Origin of the sequence: Caballeronia sordidicola, assembly GCF_002220365.1 — a bacterium.
Taxonomy (GTDB): domain Bacteria; phylum Pseudomonadota; class Gammaproteobacteria; order Burkholderiales; family Burkholderiaceae; genus Caballeronia; species Caballeronia sordidicola_C.
In genome coordinates, this window is sequence record NZ_MTHB01000261.1 from 76897 (window position 1) to 97218 (window position 20322).

Consider the following 20322-nt stretch of genomic DNA (forward strand, 5'->3'; position numbering starts at 1 on the left):
ATATGCGGGATTTAGTTAAGCGTCGCGCCGTTGGCCACGCCTTCCTGAGCGGCCGACAACTGGGAAATACGTTGTTCGTACAGCGCCTGGAAGTTGATCTCGGCGAGGTGGATCGGCGGGAAACCGGCGCGGGTGATGGCGTCGGCAATGTTCGAGCGCAGGTACGGGAACAGGATGGTCGGACACGCAATGCCGACCAGCGGATCGATTTGATCGGCGGGAATGTTGCGGATATCGAAAATACCGGCTTGCTTGGCTTCGATCAGGAACGCGACCTTGTCGGTCACCTTCGCGGTCACGGTGCCCGTTACCAGCACTTCAAACACGCTTTCCGCCAGGCGCTCTGCCTTCACGTCCACTTCCACTTCCACCGACGGCATTTCCTGCTCAAGGAAGATGCCCGGCGAATTGGGCTGCTCGAGCGACATGTCCTTCAAGTAGATGCGCTGGATGTTGAAGAACGGCTGGTTGTTGTCGTCAGACATGGTTGTTTCCCTTGATTATTTAATGTGCTGCCCGCGACTTTTCCGGTTTTTTCCGGCTGAAGGCAGCGGGCTGCTTAATTGCGCAGCGAACGTATTCAGGCCGACGCGCCCGGCCCGACGGTCCGCAATCTATATTCAGACGGTTGCGAGTAGCGGCACCAGGCCACCTTTGCGATCGAGCGCGGAAAGATCGTCGTAACCGCCAACATGCGTTTCGCCGATAAACACTTGCGGCACCGTACGGCGCCCCGTACGTGTCATCATTTCTTCACGCCGCGCCGGATCACGGTCGATCAGCACTTTCTCGACGTTTTCGACGCCGCGCGACTTTAGTAGACGTTCGGCCATCTGGCAATACGGGCACACTTGCGTGCTGTACATGATCACTTTATTCACTTTACCGCTCCTTGTTTCACGACCGGCATGCCGGCTTTTTGCCAGGCATCCAACCCGCCCTGCAATACGTGGACTTCGGCGTAACCGGCATCGCTCACGATCTGGCTCGCCTTCTGGGACTGTTGGCCGGTCTGACATACGAGCAAGACCGGATTGCTCTTATTCTTCGCGATTTGGCCAATTTTTGCTTGAAGCTCCGAAATCTCGAAGTTCCGCGCCGCCGGCAGATGCCCTTTCGAATACTCGGCGGCCGGCCGCACGTCGATCACAGAGGCGTTACGCCGGTTGATCAGTTGAATGGCCTCGGGAGCGGAAACCCCTCCGCGGCCGCGCCGGGCAATCGACGGCCAAAGCAGCAACCCACCAGAAATGAGGGCGACGGCGATAAGTACAAGGTTGGTGTAATCGGTGAAAAACTTCACGTCGGGACCGCCGGATTGGGAGTGTGGAAAAATGAAAAGGTCGAAAAAAATCGGGACAATCCAGCCATTATAAAATAACCGTCCTCCGCGATGGCCTCGGCCGATCGGCCGAGTTGCGCCAGAACGCTTTGCCGCACAGAATCGATGCCAGTTTCCAGCTTTTTTTGCCGCTTCCTAACTAACCGACCTCTCAACGGACATCATGTACAAGCTAGTGCTCATCCGCCACGGCGAATCCACGTGGAACAAGGAAAACCGATTCACAGGCTGGGTCGACGTCGACCTGACTGAACAAGGCAACCGTGAGGCGCAGCAGGCCGGCCTGCTGCTGAAGGAAGCCGGCTTCAGCTTTGACTTGGCCTACACCTCAGTGCTCAAGCGCGCGATCCGCACGCTCTGGCACGTGCAAGACCAGATGGATGAAATGTACTTGCCGGTTGTCCATTCGTGGCGGCTGAACGAGCGTCATTACGGCGCGCTCTCCGGCCTGAACAAGGCTGAAACCGCCAAGAAATACGGCGACGAGCAAGTGCTGATCTGGCGCAGAAGCTACGACACGCCGCCGCCCGCACTCGATCCGTCCGACGAACGCACGTCGTTCAACGACCCTCGCTATGCAAAAGTGCCGCGCGAGCAGTTGCCGCTGACCGAATGCCTGAAGGACACGGTCGCCCGCGTCATGCCCATCTGGAACGAGTCCATTGCACCGGCCATCAAGTCGGGCAAGCGGGTGCTGATCGCCGCGCACGGCAACTCCATGCGCGCGCTGATCAAATATCTGGACGGCATTTCCGACGACGACATCGTTGGCCTGAACGTCCCGAACGGCGTGCCACTCGTATATGAACTCGACGAAAACCTGAAGCCGATCAAGCACTATTATCTCGGCGACCCGGAAGCAATCGCCAAGGCGCAAGCGGCCGTCGCGAAACAAGGGAAGGCGGGTTGAGGGCTTTTGTTTCAGGATGACCGACGGTGCGGGTGCTCTGATCCGGCACTCCTGACCGTTGGCTTTTGAAACAGCGTGCGATTTTTTCCTCGCTGTGTCCGAAGCTCGTGGTGCTCAGCGGAGTTCACCGCATGTACGCACGAGCCATTGGCCGTACGAGGTCGCCTGCCGGTTCGCTTACGCGATCGGTGTTTTACGCGCCTCGCAACGCGGCTTTATGGTGAATGGTGAAGGCAAACTTTCAGCCGGCACCGTCCAGATTTTGGCCGGCATCCAGGCGAGCGCGCGCGGATTTTTCATCCTTTCTGCTCACCAGCCCGCTTCGTCCGGATGCGCGTCCGAACCGCGGAAATATGCCGTTCGATCTCGCGCTTCCCGTATCACCTTTAAACCGGGCCCGACATTTGCGGGCGAATAATGCTTTGGAAACCGCCGCACAAAAAAGAACCCGCCCATTCATTTTCCGGCGATGCCCTTTAAGCTGCGTTTAAGTCGTGGTCCGGGGCTTGCAGTTATACTGCCCAGTCAACCACGACGCAGCCTAATCCGCTTTCGACCGCAACAGACTCTATGCGAAAGAACCTGAAAAATATCGGCCTGATCGCCGCGGGCCTTGCTACCGGCGTATTTGCAACGCTGCAACTCTCCGCATCCGCCCAGCAAGCAGCCACCGCGCCTCTCCCGCTCGATCAATTGCGGTTGTTTGCCGAAGTATTCGGGCAAATCAAGCATGAATACGTCGAGCCGGTCGACGATAAAAAGCTCCTCACCGCGGCTATCAAGGGCATGGTGTCGAGCCTCGATCCGCATTCGTCATATCTCGACAAAACCGATTACGAAGAACTCCAGGAGCAGACCAAAGGTCGCTTCGCGGGTCTAGGTATCGAGATTTCGGCGGAAGATGGCTTGATCAAGGTGATTTCGCCTATCGAAGATACGCCGGCGTTCCATGCCGGCATTCGCCCGGGTGACCTGATCACGCGCATCAACGACAAGCCGGTTCGCGGCATGACGCTGGATAACGCCGTCAAGCAAATGCGCGGCGATCCGGGCACGAAGGTCACGCTGACCATCTTCCGCAAGACGGACGACCGGACCTTCCCGGTCACCGTCACGCGCGCAATCATCCGCGTGCAGAGCGTGAAGATGAAGGTTCCGGCTCCGGGTTACGGCTACATCCGGATCACGAGCTTCCAGGAACGCACGGTGCCGGATCTCGCCGCGAAGCTGCAAGATCTCGCGCGCCAGCAGCCGGACCTGAAGGGGCTCGTGCTTGACCTGCGTAACAACGGCGGCGGTTTGCTGCAGAGCGCGGTTGGCGTAGCTGGCGCGTTCCTGCCGGATAACGCAGTGGTCGTGTCGACGAACGGACAAATCGCGGACGCGAAGCAAACTTTCCGCGATACGTACGACAACTATCGCCTGCCCTCCTTCGACTCCGATCCGCTGAAGAACCTGCCGGAAATCTTCAAGAAGGTACCCATGGTCGTATTGACCAATGCGTACTCCGCGTCGGCGTCCGAGATCGTCGCGGGCGCGCTGCAGGATCATCATCGCGCGTTGATTGTCGGCAAGACCACGTTTGGCAAGGGCTCTGTGCAGACCGTCCGGCCGATGACCGCCGACACCGCGCTGCGCCTGACCACTGCTTATTACTACACGCCGAGCGGCAGGTCGATCCAGAACAAGGGCATCCGCCCGGACGTTCCGGTCGATCAATACGCTGAAGGTGATCCAGACGACGCGCTCGTCACCCGCGAAGTGGATTACTCGAACCACCTGGCCAATACGCAGGATCCGAACGAGAAGAAGGAACAGGAAGCCCGCGAAGCGGACCGGCTCGAGCAACTGCGGATTCTTGAAGAGCAAAACGACAAGAAGACGCCGGAGCAACGCCGTAAGGATCGCGAGCGCAAGCCGGTCGATTTCGGCACGGCCGATGACTTCATGCTCACGCAAGCGCTGAACAAGCTGGAAGGCAAGCCGGTGCAGGAGTCGAAGTCTTATTCCGAACGGAAGCTGGCGCAGGATAAGCCGGCTCCATCGGCTTCGGCGCCTATTGCTGTCAAACCAGCGTTGCCGGTTACACCGGGAGCGGAATCAACGCCTGCCTCCGGTGTGCCGGGTGCCGACGCGTCGCCGGCGCCCGCGTCCGCACCGGTGCCCGCTTCGGCTATACAGTAAGTTTTGTCTCAGTTTCAGTCGGCGCGCGCTTGATAGCCGCGCCGACTGATTCAGCGGCTAGCAGCAAAGAATTAAACTAAACGTCTTCCGGCACAACCCCAGGTGCCGCTCCCGTTGCCCGCTGCCCCCCTCCCCAACGCTTCTCGCTTCGACCCTCAGCTTCCTGCGATCGCATGGGACCGGGTGAGCGCTCTGCACCAACTCCCCTCGACACGCGATTAAAATGGCGGTTTCGCGATCGCGCGTCTGTCTCCTGCTGCCAGGCGTACCGGTCGAAGCCTACTTGAGCGCTCGATGAACGACGATCAGCTTCTCCGCTACTCCCGCCACATCCTCGTCGATGAAATCGGCATTGAAGCGCAACAACGCTTTCTCGATGCGCACGCCATCATCATTGGCGCGGGTGGGCTCGGGTCTCCTGCCGCCATGTATCTGGCAGCGGCAGGGGTGGGAGAGATCACGCTGGTCGATGCCGATTCCGTCGATCTCACCAATCTCCAGCGCCAGATCCTGCACGTGAGCGCATCGGTCGGTTCACCGAAGGTGGATTCGGCCCGCGCTACGCTCGCCGCGCTCAACCCCGGCGTAAAGGTGACCACAGCCGCCGTTCGCGCCGATGCTGCCTGGCTCGACGCCCACGTCCCACACGCGACTGTCGTCCTCGATTGCACCGATAACTTCGCCACCCGCCACGCGATCAACGCTGCGTGCTTCGCCCACGGCGTGCCGCTGGTGTCGGGTGCCGCGCTGCGCTTCGACGGCCAGATCAGCACTTTCGACTTCCGCTGCGCCGAATCCCCCTGCTATGCATGTGTGTTCCCGCCGGACGAAGCGTTCGAGGAAGTCGCATGCTCGACCATGGGCGTCTTCTCGCCGACGGTCGGAATCATCGGCGCCATGCAGGCCGCCGAGGCGTTACGCGTGATCGGCGGGTTCGGTACGACGCTGCAAGGCCGCCTGATGATGCTTGATTCGATGCGCATGGAATGGAACACAATGCGCATCACACGACAGACCGACTGCCCGGTATGCGGAATACACGCACAGAAATAGTCTGTTCAAGGCGATGGCCGCGCCATGCCAAAGCCCGCCCAACTTGCCACACGAACGTCGATTCACGCCGCTGTCTCAAATTTAAGAGTTCTCCAATTTTCCTAAGCACCGGGCCAGCCTATCTTGGCTACTACGCTTTGACGCAATTGGAGAAACACATGAACGAGACCGAAACCCGGCATACGCAACGCGGCAGGACCGAAACGGAATTCGCCAAGCCCGGCGTCCCGGTGCTGGCTGGACCCGAAGGCATCCTCTACGATTTTAATTACGGCTGCCGCGTGCAAGTGCCCGTAGATGGATGGCACGTCCGGATGACCGACCTGGACACGTTCAATGTCCTGCTGGACGAAGCCGTGGAAGCCGACGCTGTGATCACCAGCAGACGCAAGTATTTCGTGCGTTTCCTGCTGGAAGTATTCGATGGCCAGCGGCTCGTGTTCTCTCACGCTTTCGACGCCACGAACCGAAAAATTCGATTACGCATGCAACCACTCGCACTGGGCGATTCGCTCGCATGGCTGCCCGTCATCGATGCATTCCGCGAACAACATCAATGCGCGCTATATATGCCGTTGGCGAAGCATTTGCAGCCGCTTTTTCTAGACGGTTATCCGCATTTGCACATCGCAACAGACGCCGAACTCGACAGCCGGAACGACGCATACTACGCAACGTACTACCTCGGTCTGTTAAAGCCATTCTCTGAACGCGATCATCAACCCACCGATCCGCGCGTGAGCAACATGCAGGACATGATGGCGTATCTGCTGGGCGTGCCGTGTGAGGAACGCAAGCCGAATGTGGTTATCGCGGACAAGACGCGCACGATTGCCGAACGTTACGTGTGCATCGCGACGCAATCCACCGCGCAATGCAAGTACTGGAACAATCCGCGTGGCTGGCCGACGCTGATCGAGCACCTGAAAACGCTGGGTTATAGAGTGTTATGCATTGACCGCGACAAGCAATATGGCAAGGCGGAGCACATGAACACCATGCCGGAAGGCGCCGAGGATTTCACCGGTAACCGGCCGCTGCAGGAGCGCATGAGCCTGTTGCATCACGCGGATTTTTTCATCGGATTGGGGAGTGGACTGTCGTGGCTCGCGTGGGCGGCAGGCACGCCCGTGGTCATGATCAGCGGCTTCTCGCATCCGTCGACCGAGTTCCGCACGCCGTATCGCGTGATCAACTTTCACGCCTGCAATAGCTGCTTCAACGACACCACCATCGAGTTCGATACGCACGATTTCACCTGGTGTCCCCGCCGCGTCGACAAACCGCAACCGTTTCAATGCACGGCGGTGATCACCCCTGAGTTCGTGATGCGCGTCGTCGATAAACTCATCGCCGAGCGCGGTCTCGCTCAGACCTTCTGAAGCACCGCCAGCGCGGCGAGCAACTCCGCGGGTTCATACGCGGCGAGCACGTCCGCGACCGGCTTTTGCAACGCCTTCAAGTCAGCCCGCAGGATCTCCTGCTTGACCACGAGCAGCTGGCTTGGATGCATCGAAAACTCGGTGAGGCCCATGCCGAGCAGCAGACGTGTCACGGCAGGATCGCCGGCCATTTCACCGCACACGGAGACCGGGACGCCCGCAGCTTTAGCCTCACGCAGCGTGAACGCGATCAAGTGCAAAACCGCGGGATGCAACGGGTCGTAAAGATGGGCGACAGCGTTATCGGCGCGATCGATTGCAAGCGTGTACTGGATCAGGTCGTTGGTCCCGATCGAGAGGAAATCCAGCCGCTTCAGGAACAGCCGCACGGCAATCGCGGCCGCCGGGATCTCGATCATCGCGCCGACCTGAATGTTGCGATCGTAGTCGATACCCGCGTCGTCAAGCTGCCGCTTCGCTTCGTGGATCAGGTCGAGCGTCTGGTCGATTTCCTGCGCATGCGCGAGCATGGGGATCAGGATCTTCGCGCGGCCAAATGCCGATGCCCGCAAGATAGCCCGCAATTGCGTCATGAACATCTGCGGCTCGGACAGGCTCCAGCGGATCGCCCGCAGACCCAGCGCAGGGTTCTGCGCCGTCTCGTAACCGTCGCCGCTGCTCATGGATTCAAGCGGCTTGTCCGCACCCACGTCGATCGTGCGAATGGTCACCGGCCGGCCCTTCATCAGCTCGATCGCGCGCCGGTAAGCCTCGAATTGCTCTTCTTCTTCCGGCAGCTCGTCCTTGTGATTCATGAACAGGAACTCGCTGCGGAACAGGCCCACGCCCATTGCGCCCGCGTCGAGCGCCGTCTTGGCGTCGTCGGGTAATTCGATGTTCGCGCACAATTCGATCTTGGTGCCGTCCAACGTTTGCGTCGGCGAGAACTTGAGGCGCTGCAGCTTGCGCTGCTCGAGCACCTTTTCGCTCTGCCGATACGAATACTCCTCCAGCACGATTGGCGCCGGATCGACGATCACAATGCCGTGATCCCCATCCACGATGATCAGATCGTTCTGCCGGATCAAGGCACTCGCCTGCTGCACGCCGACCGACGCCGGAATACCCAGGCTGCGGGCCACAATAGCCGTGTGTGACGTGCGGCCACCGAGATCCGTCACGAAACCCTTGAACGCCTGGGTCTTGAACTGCAGCATGTCCGCCGGCGCGATGTCGTGGGCGACCACGATCATGTCGTTGTGGCCGTTGGTCGCCGCGCCATCCACGACGAGCGTAGCGGTGGATGGCGCGCCGGCCAGCGCCTTCAGCACGCGCTCCACGACTTGCTGGATATCGGCCTTGCGCTCGCGTAGATATTCGTCTTCGATATCGTCGAAATGGCGGCTCAGGATTTCAAGCTGCTCTGTCAGCGCCCATTCCACGTTGTAGCGGCGCGTACGGACGAGATCGATGGTTTCGTGAACGAGCATGGCGTCGTTCAGGATCATGGAGTGGACGTTGATGAACGCGCCCATCTCGCTGGGAGCGTCCGCAGCCAGATCGTCGCGCAGGGCGTCCAGCTCCGCGTGCACCTGCGCTTGCGCTGCGTGAAAGCGTTCAATTTCACTGTCGATGCGATCTGGTTCGACCAGATAGTGATCGACATCGAGTGCAGCCGCCGCGATCAGATACGCGCGGCCGATGGCGATACCGCGCGAAACGGGAATTCCATGCAGCGTGAACGACACGCGCACCTCTCTCTAGTTATGGGTGTCTCACGGTTTTGTCGATCACCGGCTGGCAATGCGAGTCCGCACACCATTATAAATTCGAACGCGATTTGACACTCTTTGCGGTGCAGCAAGTTTCTGTCACAAACTGACGCAGTTTATTGCCAGCCATGTCAGCGCTCTGTCCGCGGACACAAAAAAGCCGCGTCGATGCGCGGCTTCTTCTCAATGCTGCTGGCAGGACAACGTCATTGTCCTTCGCCAAATTTATCTGCGATGAGCGCAAGGATCGCCTTCATCGCTTCGGCTTCGTCGGAGCCTTCGGTTTCAATTGTCACCGTACTGCCGATTCCCGCCGCGAGCATCATCACGCCCATGATGCTTTTCGCGTTGATCCGGCGGCCGTTGCGGCTCATCCAGATCTCGCATTGAAAGTTTCCCGCCAGTTGTGTGAGCTTGGCCGAAGCACGCGCGTGCAGCCCCAGCTTGTTCACGATCGTTGTTTCCTGTTGCAGCATGATGCTCCGGGCGCTAGTTGAGAGGGCTGACGCGATGCAGCTGGGTCAATGCTTTTTAACGGTCTTCGCAACGGGTGGCCAGTGTGCTGCCAGCGAGGCAAACCCAACCGAGCTCAGCCGCGACTCAGTGACTTGCCACCTTGGCGGGCATGCAGCTGGTGGCCGCGGCACCCACAGCACAATTAGCAGCGGCCGCAGCCGCGGCGCTGGCCATTGCGCAAGGGTTGGCGGGCGTAGAGGCATCCAGTTCCTGAATGCCCTTCGATCCCCCCTGCAGCGACTTTTCAGCCAACGTGTCCAGCGGCGTGGTCCTGTAACAGACCGCGCGCACGAGCATGGGCAGGTTGACGCCGGCGAGCACGCGAACGCTGTTGCTTGCCAGGCTCTGCGCAATATTCGCAGGCGTTGCGCCGAACACGTCCGTGAGGACGATCGCACCGTTTTCTTCCTTCAGACGGTCGATTTCGGAGCGCGCAAACGCCCGGACTTCGACGGGATCGCAATCCGGCTTCACATCGATCGCACCAATGCGAGCGGGCAAACCGCCGTAAATGTGGGTAATGCACTCACGTAACGCTGAAGCGAACGGAGCGTGCGCAATAATTAGAATGCCAGCCATGTCAGAGTGTGCTGCCCCAAAACGACGAGATACGTCGGAAATCGTGGGAACGTGCTGTTATGTATGCCAATTGCGATGCCAAGCATGGTGAAACGCATTGCAAAACGCGACTGCAACATCGATCCGGGTGCAGAAACGTCAACCAGCCCAATACCTAAGCTTAGTCGGATTTCGCACGCTATGCGCAGCGTAATGCGCTGCAGCAAGTTTCCACTTCAATTTCGGGGCCGGATCGCTCCACGAAACGAATCTCATGAGGGGGAGATTGTAACAGTCTGGGAGAAATCAACGGGCGGACTGCCTTGTTCGACAGCCACCTCTAATTTCTCGCCTTCCTTCCTCTGCTCGACGCTTAAGCTGCGGCTCGTTCCAGCGCATCGATAAACATGCCGGCCACATCGAAACCTGTCTGGTCCATGATTTCGCGGAAGCAGGTCGGGCTGGTCACGTTCACCTCGGTCAGATAGTCGCCGATGGCATCGAGTCCGACCAGCAGCAAGCCACGCGCGAAGAGCGTCTCTCCCAGTGTTTCCGCGATCTTGCGATCGTTTTCCGTGAGCGGTTGCGCACGCCCCAATCCGCCTGCGGCCAGATTGCCGCGTACTTCGTTGCCCTGCGGAATCCGGGCAAGCGAGTACGGCACGGGTTGCCCGCCGATCAGCAGGATGCGTTTGTCGCCATCGGCAATTTGCGGGATGAACTTCTGGGCCATGACGCTACGCGCGCCGTTGTCGCTGAGCATTTCCACGATCGTGCCGAGGTTCATGCCATCAGCTTTCACGCGAAACACGCCCATGCCGCCCATGCCATCGAGCGGCTTGAGGATCACGTCACCGTGTTCGGCATGGAAAGATCGCAGACGCGCGGCGTCGCGGGTAACCAGCGTGGGCACGACGAACTCCGGCCATTCGCCAATCGCCAGCTTCTCGGAGTGATCGCGGATCGCGCTCGGCTTGTTGAAGATGCGTGCGCCGGTGCGCTCGGCCAGTTCGAGCAGCCACGTTGACGTCACGTATTCCATGTCGAACGGCGGGTCTTTGCGCATCAGGACCGCGCCGAAATGCTTGAGGTCGAGCAGTTCCGGTGCAGCGGCTTCGTACCACGGCGAGCGCGCGGAATCGGCTTCGTCGCCGATGATTGTCACGCGCTGGACTGTCCCTTCCACCCTGCCGCCTATCCAGGCCAGATGCTGCGGCTCGCACGCGTAGACCGTGTGGCCGCGACGCGCGGCTTCGGCCATCATCGCGTAGGTCGTGTCTTTGTAGATCTTGAAATGATCAAGCGGATCGGCGATAAAAAGGATGTCCATAAGCGTCCAGAGCGGCCGTTAGGCCTTGGTTGATTCGAGAGGCGGCAGCAGAAAGCGGCGTGCAATACGCGATTTTTAACACGTCGCGCGCGTTCGCGCCTGAAGTGCAAACGGCCGCAACTTCGTGCGGCCGTCGTGATGGGATGAAGCTTAGACCTGAATGGCTTCCGGATCGGTTTTTTCCAGTTCCACCGATGCCGCGAGCAATCCCAGCCGAGCCACCACGCCATACATATAAAAGCGGTTCGGCGGCGCGGCGCCCGGCTTCGCATGGGCGTCGGGCAAGGCCGTATGCTCGAAGCCGAGCGGCACGAAATGCATGCCCGGCGCGTTGAGGTTCTGGTCGCGGTCACGAGAATCGTGCACACGATAAAACCCGCCCACCACATACCGGTCGATCATGTAGACTACCGGCTCGGCGACTGCATTTTCCACGCGCTCGAACGTATGCACGCCTTCCTGCACGATCACGTCGTGGACTTCGAGGCCGTCCTTCGCGTCGTTCATCTTCACGCGTTCGCGTTTGGTCAGCGCGGCCACTTCGGACGCGTCATGCACCGTCATGACGCCTTTGCCGTAGGTGCCGGCATCGGCTTTGATCACGACGTACGGCTTCTCGCTGATTCCATACTCTCGATACTTCTTCGCAATCTTCTTCAACACGCCGTCGATCGCATCCGCCAGCGCTTCCTCGCCGGTACGTGCCTCGTAATCCACGCCTTCCACGTGCGCGAAATACGGGTTGATCATCCACGGATCGATCTCGACGAGCTTCGAAAACTTCTTCGCGACGTCGTCATAGCAAGAGAAGTGATTCGACTTGCGGCGCACGGCCCAGCCCGCATGCAGCGGCGGCAGCAGATATTGCTCGTGCAGGTTTTCCAGCACGGGCGGAATGCCGCCGGACAGGTCGTTGTTCAGCAGGATCGAGCAGGGATCGAAGTTTTTCAAGCCCAGCCGGCGCGGCGTGCGTTCAAGCGGTTCCAGGACGATCTTCTGCCCGTCCGCGAGCGCGATGGTGACCGGTCCATGAATATTTTCGTCAAGCGTGCCGAAGCGGATATTCAGCCCGGCCTGACGCATGATGGTCGCGAGCCGCGCGACGTTCTCGAGATAAAACGCATTGCGTGTATGGCGCTCGGGGATCACGAGCAGGTTCTTCGCGTCGGGGCAGATCTTTTCGATCGACGCCATCGCGGCCTGCACGGCGAGCGGCAACACTTCGACCGGCAGGTTGTTGAAGCCGCCCGGGAAGAGGTTGGTATCGACGGGAGCGAGCTTGAAACCGGCGTTGCGCAGGTCGACCGAGCAGTAGAACGGCGGGGTGTGTTCTTGCCACTCCAGCCGAAACCAGCGTTCGATGGACGGCGTCGCGTCGAGTATCTTCCGCTCGAGATCGAGCAAAGGGCCGTTTAAAGCCGTAACGAGGTGCGGAACCATTGATGACTCGCGGACTTAAGAGGAAAGATTGTAGAACAAACGCCTCACGTATTTGGGTATGAACTCCCTTTTCCCAAGCCTATTCGCATGGTTCGTGCCGCTGTTTGCACCAATCCCGCCAGCCAGAAACACTTACCCCGCACAAAAATGGGACAAAACCCGGGACAAAAAAATGCCCGCCGGTAAGTGGGCGGGCAAAACGCTGCGCTTTTCTCGGAGCCGAGCTGCACTAGCCTGCGCTCGATTATGGGGATGACGCCGCGACCTCTCGCGCCGGGCATCACCGCCATCGAAAAAACTTCTTATTCGACGTGTTCGCCATGCAGCGTCACGTCGAGGCCTTCACGTTCCTCTTCTTCTGTGACACGCAGACCCATGACCATGTCGATAACCTTCAACAGGATGAAGCTGACCACGCCGCTGTAGACCAGCGTGGTGAGCACGCCCTTGGCTTGCAGAAGGATGCTGCCGTCCGCGCCGCCAATGTCCTTGACCGCGAAGATGCCGGTCAGGAGCGCGCCGAGAATACCGCCAACGCCATGGACGCCGAATGCGTCGAGCGAGTCGTCGTAGCCGAGCTTCGTCTTGAGCCACGTTGCCGACCAGAAGCAGACCACGCCAGCCGCAATACCGATCACGATCGCGCCGGTCACGCCGACGTAACCCGAAGCCGGCGTAATGGCCACCAGACCTGCCACCGCGCCCGAGATAATGCCGAGCACCGAAGGCTTACCCTTGGCCAGCCATTCGGCGAACATCCAGCCGAACGCGGCAAATGCGGTAGCGATTTGCGTCGTCAACATCGCGAAACCGGCACGGCCGTCAGCCGCCACTGCCGAACCCGCGTTGAAGCCGAACCAGCCGACCCACAGCATCGAAGCACCGATCAGCGAAAGCACGAGGTTGTGCGGCGCCATGACTTCGCGGCCGTAACCGACCCGCTTGCCCAGCACCAGACAGCACACCAGACCCGCGATACCGGCGTTGATGTGAACCACCGTGCCGCCTGCGAAGTCGAGGATGCCAGCCGCCGACAACCAGCCCGTCGGTTCCCAGACCATGTGTGCGATCGGCGAGTAGACGATGATCGTCCACAGTCCCATGAAGACCAGCATTGCCGAGAACTTCATCCGGTCGGCGAACGCGCCGGCGATGAGCGCCGGGGTGATGATCGCGAACGTCATCTGGTAGACGAAGTAGACCGATTCCGGAATCGTCGGAGCCAGATGGCTGACGGTCAGGGTGGTCGCCTTGTCGCCGTGGATGTAGTTCATGCCGTGCAGGAACACCCGCGAGAAGCCGCCGATGAACGCGTTACCCGGCGTGAACGCAAGGCTGTAGCCCACCACGGTCCAGAGGATCGTGACCAGGCAGCAGATCGCGAAACTCTGCATCACGGTTGCGAGCACGTTCTTCTTGCGGACCATGCCCGCGTAGAACAGCGCGAGGCCCGGGATCGTCATGAACAGCACGAGGGCGGTCGAAGTCAGCATCCAGGCGGTGTCGCCCGAATTGATCTTCGATGAATCAACAGAGAACGGTTCCGTCGGTGCGGCGGGTGCGGCTGCGGCATCGGATGCGCCGGAAGCCGGAGCGGCCGCCGATGCTGCCATTGCCGCGCTGGCTGTATCTGGTGCGCTTGCAGGTGCTGCCGCGGTCGTGTCTGAAGCCGCGGCGGATGCAGCCGCTGGCGCGGAGGCATCCTGCGCCATCACGGTGCCGGCGCTGACTCCAAGCAGCGACCCCGCCATCAACAAGGACATCAATAATTTACGCATTCTTCTGTTTCCTCTTATCGCCGTGTCTTTTATTAGAGAGCGTCCGCGCCGGTTTCACCGGTACGAATGCGAATGACCTGTTCAATCGGGGTGACGAAGATCTTGCCGTCGCCGATCTTGCCTGTGCGGGCTGCACGCTCGACCGCTTCGATGGCCTGGTCGACGATGTCGTCGGAGACCGCTGCTTCGATCTTCACTTTTGGCAGGAAATCGACCACGTATTCGGCGCCGCGATACAGCTCCGTGTGGCCCTTCTGGCGGCCGAAGCCTTTTACCTCGGTCACGGTGATACCCGAGACGCCAATAGCCGACAGCGCTTCGCGTGCTTCGTCGAGCTTGAACGGCTTGATGATTGCGGTAATGAGCTTCATGTATCCCTCGCTGTGTGTCGAACAGAGTTGGCGCTTTAGCGCTTTAATCTGGTCCCATGCCTGATCCCTCGTTTGTCTCATGTCCGCCGCGGGCGGCGTCTGTTGCGCCACGCCGCATTGCCAACCGCCCGGAAAAGCGCGCACGGACAAGGCCCGGGGCACATATGCAACTCGTATGCCATGCGCGTGTCCATGACCTGTCGAACCGGCTCGAATGGCGTGTAATGCGCGGGCGTAGACCGGATGGCCAGCAACGCCTGCGTTCGCTGGCGCGCACCGTGGATCGTTGCTAGAGTGCTCGCAAGGTCCAGGCAAAGCAGGTGTGTTCCGAAGCGCGGCATCGTGTCGCGCGGAGGTGCTGCGGTTCTCGTAGCCCGCTAGTGCACGCACCAAAATGGATCATCCGGTTTGCCGGAGCACTGAGCTAACAATGAATGCACTTTTATGGTGCGCAAGAGGAAACCCGCATGAAACAACCGAACGACGTATTCAATGATTTCCAGGCCAAGATGAGCGAACTGCTTAAGAATTCGCCGGCAAAGGACATTGAACGGAATATGAAAGCCATGCTGTCCCAGGGATTTTCGAAGCTGGACCTGGTGACGCGCGAAGAATTCGATACTCAGACGCAAGTGCTCGTGCGTACGCGCGCCCGGCTCGAGGAGCTGGAACAACGCGTCGCGCAACTGGAAGCGAAGCTGGGCGGCGGACCGTCGTCCGGTTCGTCTACTGTGCAGGACTGAGGTCCAGATGTTCTAAAGCGTGTCATCGGCTAAGCGAGCCGTGATGTTGAATCATTGAGCCGGCACCTCGAAATTGCGAGGCAACGGCAGCGGGGAAAAAAATCATGTCGCTTGCCGTGGTGCGCAGCCGCGCGCCCGCCCCTGGGCGCGCGCCCGAGGTGACCGTCGAGGTTCATCTCGCCAATGGATTACCGTCGTTTTCAATCGTCGGCTTGCCCGATCTCGAAGTTCGTGAAAGCCGCGAGCGGGTGCGCGCAGCACTCCAGAATTGCGGTTTCGATTTCCCGGTTCGCCGCATCACCGTCAATCTCGCTCCCGCCGACCTGCCGAAGGAATCCGGCCGATTCGACCTGCCGATCGCATTGGGCATCCTGGCGGCGAGCGGTCAGATTCCGGCCGACGCGCTGCTGCATCGCGAGTTCGCCGGGGAGTTGTCGCTGACCGGTGCACTGCGCCCAATGCGCGGCGCGTTCGCCATGGCTTGCGGCGCGGCGCGGCAATATGCGCGCGCCGGGTCGGCGCTCGAAGGCGTCTCCATCCGCGATACCGATCTCCGCATGCCCGAAATCTACCTGCCTCTGGGGAGCGCGGCGGAAGCGGCGCTGGTACCGGGTATCGATGTATTCGGGGCTGCCGATCTGCCCGCTTTGTGTGCACACTTGAGTGGTTCGGTCGATGGCCGTCTTATCCCTATGCGCGGAGCGGCGCCCGATTCCCCGCTACGCGGGCGCGCGCCGTTGCCGGATCTCGTCGATGTGATCGGCCATCCCGGCGCACGCCGCGCGCTCGAGGTTGCGGCAGCGGGGGGACATCACCTGCTGATGGTCGGGCCGCCCGGCGCGGGTAAGTCAATGCTCGCCGCCCGGCTACCCAGCCTTCTTCCGCCCATGACCGACGACGAAGCGTTGTCGTCCGCGGCCATTCTCTCCGCCAGCATGCTCGGATTTTCGCCCTCGCAATGGCGACAGCGACCGTTTCGCGCGCCGCATCATTCGTCGAGTTCGGTTGCGCTGGTAGGTGGGCGCAATCCGCCGCAACCCGGCGAGATCACGCTGGCGCATCTCGGCGTACTGTTCCTCGACGAGTTGCCCGAATTCGACCGGAAAGTGCTCGAGACGCTACGGGAACCGTTAGAGGCTGGCCGCATCACTATTTCGCGCGCCGCGCACCAGGCCGATTTTCCGGCGGCGTGCCAATTGGTCGCAGCCATGAATCCCTGCCCGTGCGGCTGGCGCGGTGATCCCAACGGCCGCTGCCGGTGCACGCCCGACGTCGCCACGCGTTATCTGCGCAAATTATCCGGGCCGCTGCTCGATCGAATCGACATCCAGATCGAATTGCCGGCATTGTCGCCAGCGGAACTGTCGGGGAGGAGTGCATCCGTTGGCGAAACCAGCGCGATCGTTGCGCGGCGAGTGGCCGACGCGCGCGACCGGCAGCTCGAACGGCAGGGAAAGACGAACCGCGAGCTGGACGGGCGCGAAGTGGACGCTGTCTGCCGGCTCGATGCCACCGGAGAAGGCCTGCTTAGGGAAGCCGGTGAGCGATTCGGCTGGTCGGCACGGGCGTATTACCGCGTTCTTAAAGTGGCGCGCACAATTGCCGATCTCGCGGCGGCCGATTCACCAACCGCGACTCACCTCGCCGAAGCAATTCAGTATCGACGGGCATTGACGACCGCATAAACCACCACCGGCGCCGCGCCCTTTCACAAAAAGAAAAATCGGCTGTCAAGACTTGACTTATGCACACTGCATCGTTCTGTGTTTCTTTAACATCTGATCAAACACCCATATTGTTAATGATCTTCAGGCCTTTGATTTTATTGACTATTTTAGACTGCACTGAATCAAGGCAAAGTAAGGAAAGCCGCGTCGGGCGGGCACTTGGCGAGCGCGCGGCGATGTTTTCCACAAAGTTATCCACAGCCTCTGTGGATAGTTCAAAAAACTGAGATAAATCCTAGTTTTAGCTGTAAATGCTTGTGCGATTTCTCAGACTCGAAACGTTTGCGGTGTGTCGTTCAATTTGAGAAATATCGACGAACGAATAGATGCGCTTCGGGGCAAATACTTAAAAAAGTTTGAATGAGGAGAAAAACTGATCGATTTGATCGGGCGGCGGCACCTTGGTTGAGACGATTGCGATCTGGTAGGCGTGCGTCCCTTTGGCAATGAAACGCGCCCGGATCTGACGCGCCTGGCTCTTCTGGCCGTCGGCGCCAGTACCGCTCGTACCGCTCGTCCCTCTGACGCTGATTTCCGTGCCGGACAAACGTCCGCCTGCCGCCACGTCGATATCAACCGGATGCGCAGCAGGCGCGGCGTTGAGATTGCGTGCCAATCCTTGCTGGAGAAAATCGAGCGCGGCGCGCTGGGTCGCGGGGTCGTCATCCGGCAAGTCAACCGTACCGACGGCGAATACCGCGTCGCCCGCCTCGGCCATCTGCATCTTCATACGCATCGGCTTGCCGGCAACGTCGATATCGCGAGCATCAGAGCGCGGCTTCGCCGGGAAGGTCACTTCGTAAGCGTCGTCGTTGTTCTGGATCGTGCGCCAGTCATAGGCCGGCGTGCAGGCGAGCAGTGCGGCGGCGGTGAGCAGAAGCGTCGCGGTCGAAGCGGCAGAGTTGAACACTGTGCGCGAGGACGGCACGCCGACGTGAAGAAAAGCGCGTTTCAAGGCGAGTGGAAAAGATCGGATCATGAATAAAGCTGAGGAGAAAAACGTGATTATCCGCTGCCGGTGCTGAAACCGTTGAGGGCGGGCTTTGCACGGAACAATGCCCTGCCTTGAAAAAGACTCACAGCAAGCCGCACGCAGAACGCCTTTTCGAGATTGGGGCTAAAATGCAGTCCATCCAGTCAGGCTGGCGCTGTTGCAGCTTCGCGAAGTAAGAACCGAGTAAGAACAGAGTAAGAACAGAGTAAGAACCGAGCACGCTCGAGGTTTCCATGTCAGAGAATTCACAGGTTTCACCGGGGCGCAGCAAGAGCCCGCTGCGCTATATCGTGATGGCGGTTGTCGCCGGCGTGATTGCGTGCACCGGCTATTTTGCATTCGGCGGTCAGCAACGCGTTCCGGATGCCACTTTCACGTTGTTGTCGGGCCAGAAGATTTCGACATCGACAGATCTGAAAGGCAAGGTCTACCTGATCAACTTCTGGGCGACCGACTGCGAAACCTGCATGAAAGAGATGCCGGCAATGGTCGACACGTACAACCGCTTCAAGGGCCGCGGCCTGGAATTCGTCGCGGTGGCGATGAAATACGACGCCCCGATGTACGTGACCAACTACGCGCAAACGCGCAACCTGCCATTCAAGGTTGCCATGGACGACGGCAGCGCCGCAAAGCAGTTCGGCAATGTGCAATTGACGCCGACTACATTTGTCGTGGATAAGGATGGCAAGATCTTGAAGCGCTACGTGGGTGAGCCGACGTTCTCGGAACTCGATGCGCTTCTCGACAAAGCGCTGAACGCAGCCTGAAACCGGTTCGACTTGACGCGTTACACGGTTAAGAGCAAAACGCCCGCGGAATCACCGGCGGGCGTTTTGTTTTATGAGAAGCATAAAAAGGCAGAACACCGCGCCTCGTCTACCGCTCAACCTCACCCTTCGCCGCCAGTCCATAGCGCTTGATCTTTTCGTAGAGCGTGGCCTTGCCGAGCTGCAGCCGGTCGGCCGCTGCGGCCACCACACCGCCGCACTGCTCCAGCGCCTCCCCGATCACCGCGCGTTCGAACTGCTCGGTGCGCTCCTTGAGCGATTGCGTCGCGGCATCGAGCGGGACCCCGGTTTCATCGATGATACCCAGCACCATCCGGTCCGCCGCGTTGCGCAGTTCACGCACATTGCCCGGCCAGTCGCGCTGCATCAGTTCTGCTCGCTGTCGATCACTGAGCAACGGCGCGGGGCGCTCGTATCGCACGGCGGCGTCGAGCAAAAAATGCTCGAACAACGGCACCACGTCTTCGCGGCGTTCAGCGAGCGGCGGCAGCGTGATTGTCACCACGTTCAGGCGGTACATCAGGTCGCGCCGGAACGTACCTGCCGCGATGTGCTCCGTCATATCGCCCTTCACGGCCGCGATCACGCGGCAATTCGCGCGAATCGGCTGGTTCGAGCCCAGCCGCTCCAGAACCCCGTCCTGCAGCACTCGAAGCAATTTCACTTGCAACGCGAGCGGCATGCTTTCGATCTCATCGAGGAACAGCGTGCCGCCCGATGCATGTTCGAGCTTGCCGATGCGGCGTTTCTGCGCACCGGTAAACGCGCCGGCCTCGTAGCCGAACATCTCCGACTCGAACATCTGCTCAGGCAACGCGCCGCAATTCACGGCGATGAACGGTTTATCCCGGCGCGGCGACAAATCGTGGAGGCTGCGCGCGATCAGCTCCTTGCCAGCGCCGGTGTCTCCGTTGATCAGCACGGAGGCGTCAGTGGGCGCGACGTTGGCGATCAGCTTGCGCACCTGTTCAATCGCCGGGCTGCGTCCGATGATTCTCGGCGCCACGCTGCTCTGGCCAGCAAGTTCACGCCGCAGCGCGCGGTTTTCCAGCACGAGTTTGCGACGTTCCAGCGCGCGGCGAACCGCTTCAATCAACCGCTCCGACGCGAATGGCTTTTCGATGAAATCGTAGGCGCCGTCGCGCATGGCCTGGACAGCCATCGAGATATCGCCGTGGCCTGTCACGAGGATGACGGGTACTTCGGGCGCCCGTTCGTGACATTGAGCGAGAAGGTCGAGGCCGCTCGCGCCCGGCAGACGGATGTCGCTCACGATCACGCCGGGGAAACTGGCATCGATCAGGCGCGATGCTCCCTCCACACTGCCGAATGCGGTTACCTCGAAGCCGGCGAGCTGGAGGCTTTGCACGCTTGCGCGGCGTACCAGCTCGTCGTCTTCGATGAAGATCACCTGAAGGCCTGTGGTCATGG

At 60.1% G+C, this 20322-nt stretch carries 19 protein-coding genes; 7 read left to right on the forward strand and 12 right to left on the reverse strand.

Annotated elements, in window-relative coordinates; translation table 11 throughout:
- Positions 1-11 precede the first annotated feature (11 nt).
- The 3 genes from secB to BSU04_RS37580 form a co-directional block, all read right to left on the reverse strand.
- Positions 12-485 carry a protein-export chaperone SecB gene (gene secB, locus BSU04_RS37570; RefSeq protein ID WP_089165294.1) on the reverse strand — a complete coding sequence of 158 codons (474 nt, stop codon included), beginning with the start codon at positions 483-485 and terminating at the stop codon, positions 12-14.
- Between the two features lie 135 nt (positions 486-620).
- A complete protein-coding gene (grxC, locus tag BSU04_RS37575; RefSeq protein WP_089165295.1) occupies positions 621-881 on the reverse strand; it encodes a glutaredoxin 3 in 261 nt (86 codons plus the stop codon).
- The gene (locus tag BSU04_RS37580; protein WP_089165296.1) at positions 878-1303 is read right to left on the reverse strand and encodes a rhodanese-like domain-containing protein; all 426 of its coding nucleotides are present in this window, start codon (positions 1301-1303) and stop codon (positions 878-880) included. Before BSU04_RS37580 ends, grxC begins: the two co-directional genes overlap by 4 nt.
- A 202-nt stretch (positions 1304-1505) precedes the next feature.
- On the opposite strand from BSU04_RS37580, the gene gpmA reads away from it, so the two are divergent.
- The 4 genes from gpmA to BSU04_RS37600 all read left to right on the forward strand — a co-directional run bounded on the left by gpmA (position 1506) and on the right by BSU04_RS37600 (position 6871).
- Complete coding sequence (gene gpmA / locus BSU04_RS37585; RefSeq protein WP_062090106.1) at positions 1506-2252, forward strand: 2,3-diphosphoglycerate-dependent phosphoglycerate mutase; 747 nt, start codon at positions 1506-1508, stop codon at positions 2250-2252.
- 570 nt (positions 2253-2822) lie between these two features.
- Complete coding sequence (locus BSU04_RS37590) at positions 2823-4436, forward strand: S41 family peptidase (protein ID WP_089165297.1); 1614 nt, start codon at positions 2823-2825, stop codon at positions 4434-4436.
- Positions 4437-4730: 294 nt separating this feature from the next.
- The gene (locus BSU04_RS37595; protein ID WP_089165298.1) at positions 4731-5489 is read left to right on the forward strand and encodes a HesA/MoeB/ThiF family protein; all 759 of its coding nucleotides are present in this window, start codon (positions 4731-4733) and stop codon (positions 5487-5489) included.
- Positions 5490-5647: 158 nt separating this feature from the next.
- Entirely contained in the window at positions 5648-6871 is a 1224-nt protein-coding gene (locus BSU04_RS37600; protein ID WP_179258574.1) for an autotransporter strand-loop-strand O-heptosyltransferase, read from the forward strand.
- On the opposite strand, the gene ptsP is transcribed toward BSU04_RS37600, so the two are convergent.
- The 7 genes from ptsP to BSU04_RS37640 all read right to left on the reverse strand — a co-directional run bounded on the left by ptsP (position 6859) and on the right by BSU04_RS37640 (position 14636).
- The gene (gene ptsP, locus BSU04_RS37605) at positions 6859-8619 is read right to left on the reverse strand and encodes a phosphoenolpyruvate--protein phosphotransferase (RefSeq protein WP_179258575.1); all 1761 of its coding nucleotides are present in this window, start codon (positions 8617-8619) and stop codon (positions 6859-6861) included. The two genes, BSU04_RS37600 and ptsP, sit on opposite strands and share 13 nt — an antisense overlap.
- A 230-nt stretch (positions 8620-8849) precedes the next feature.
- Positions 8850-9119 (reverse strand): HPr family phosphocarrier protein, encoded by a 270-nt coding sequence (locus tag BSU04_RS37610; RefSeq protein WP_062090111.1) that lies wholly within the window; start codon positions 9117-9119, stop codon positions 8850-8852.
- Positions 9120-9243: 124 nt separating this feature from the next.
- A complete protein-coding gene (locus BSU04_RS37615) occupies positions 9244-9738 on the reverse strand; it encodes a PTS sugar transporter subunit IIA (RefSeq protein ID WP_089165301.1) in 495 nt (164 codons plus the stop codon).
- A 352-nt stretch (positions 9739-10090) separates the two neighbouring features.
- The gene (gene gshB / locus BSU04_RS37625) at positions 10091-11047 is read right to left on the reverse strand and encodes a glutathione synthase (RefSeq protein ID WP_089165303.1); all 957 of its coding nucleotides are present in this window, start codon (positions 11045-11047) and stop codon (positions 10091-10093) included.
- A gap of 150 nt (positions 11048-11197) precedes the next feature.
- A complete protein-coding gene (gene gshA, locus BSU04_RS37630; protein ID WP_089165304.1) occupies positions 11198-12487 on the reverse strand; it encodes a glutamate--cysteine ligase in 1290 nt (429 codons plus the stop codon).
- 302 nt (positions 12488-12789) lie between these two features.
- The gene (locus BSU04_RS37635; RefSeq protein WP_089165305.1) at positions 12790-14265 is read right to left on the reverse strand and encodes an ammonium transporter; all 1476 of its coding nucleotides are present in this window, start codon (positions 14263-14265) and stop codon (positions 12790-12792) included.
- A 32-nt stretch (positions 14266-14297) separates the two neighbouring features.
- The gene (locus BSU04_RS37640; RefSeq protein ID WP_031364354.1) at positions 14298-14636 is read right to left on the reverse strand and encodes a P-II family nitrogen regulator; all 339 of its coding nucleotides are present in this window, start codon (positions 14634-14636) and stop codon (positions 14298-14300) included.
- 467 nt (positions 14637-15103) lie between these two features.
- Here BSU04_RS37640 and BSU04_RS37645 point away from each other — a divergent pair, with 467 nt between their 5' ends.
- Both BSU04_RS37645 and BSU04_RS37650 read left to right on the forward strand, forming a co-directional pair.
- Positions 15104-15379 carry an accessory factor UbiK family protein gene (locus tag BSU04_RS37645; RefSeq protein ID WP_089165318.1) on the forward strand — a complete coding sequence of 92 codons (276 nt, stop codon included), beginning with the start codon at positions 15104-15106 and terminating at the stop codon, positions 15377-15379.
- Positions 15380-15483: 104 nt separating this feature from the next.
- Complete coding sequence (locus BSU04_RS37650) at positions 15484-17064, forward strand: YifB family Mg chelatase-like AAA ATPase (RefSeq protein ID WP_089165306.1); 1581 nt, start codon at positions 15484-15486, stop codon at positions 17062-17064.
- Positions 17065-17452: 388 nt separating this feature from the next.
- Here BSU04_RS37650 and BSU04_RS37655 read toward each other — a convergent pair whose 3' ends face one another.
- Entirely contained in the window at positions 17453-18085 is a 633-nt protein-coding gene (locus BSU04_RS37655) for a hypothetical protein (protein WP_179258576.1), read from the reverse strand.
- A 248-nt stretch (positions 18086-18333) separates the two neighbouring features.
- Here BSU04_RS37655 and BSU04_RS37660 point away from each other — a divergent pair, with 248 nt between their 5' ends.
- The gene (locus BSU04_RS37660; RefSeq protein ID WP_089165307.1) at positions 18334-18870 is read left to right on the forward strand and encodes a peroxiredoxin family protein; all 537 of its coding nucleotides are present in this window, start codon (positions 18334-18336) and stop codon (positions 18868-18870) included.
- Between the two features lie 109 nt (positions 18871-18979).
- Here BSU04_RS37660 and BSU04_RS37665 read toward each other — a convergent pair whose 3' ends face one another.
- Entirely contained in the window at positions 18980-20320 is a 1341-nt protein-coding gene (locus tag BSU04_RS37665) for a sigma-54-dependent transcriptional regulator (protein WP_089165308.1), read from the reverse strand.
- Positions 20321-20322 lie beyond the last annotated feature (2 nt).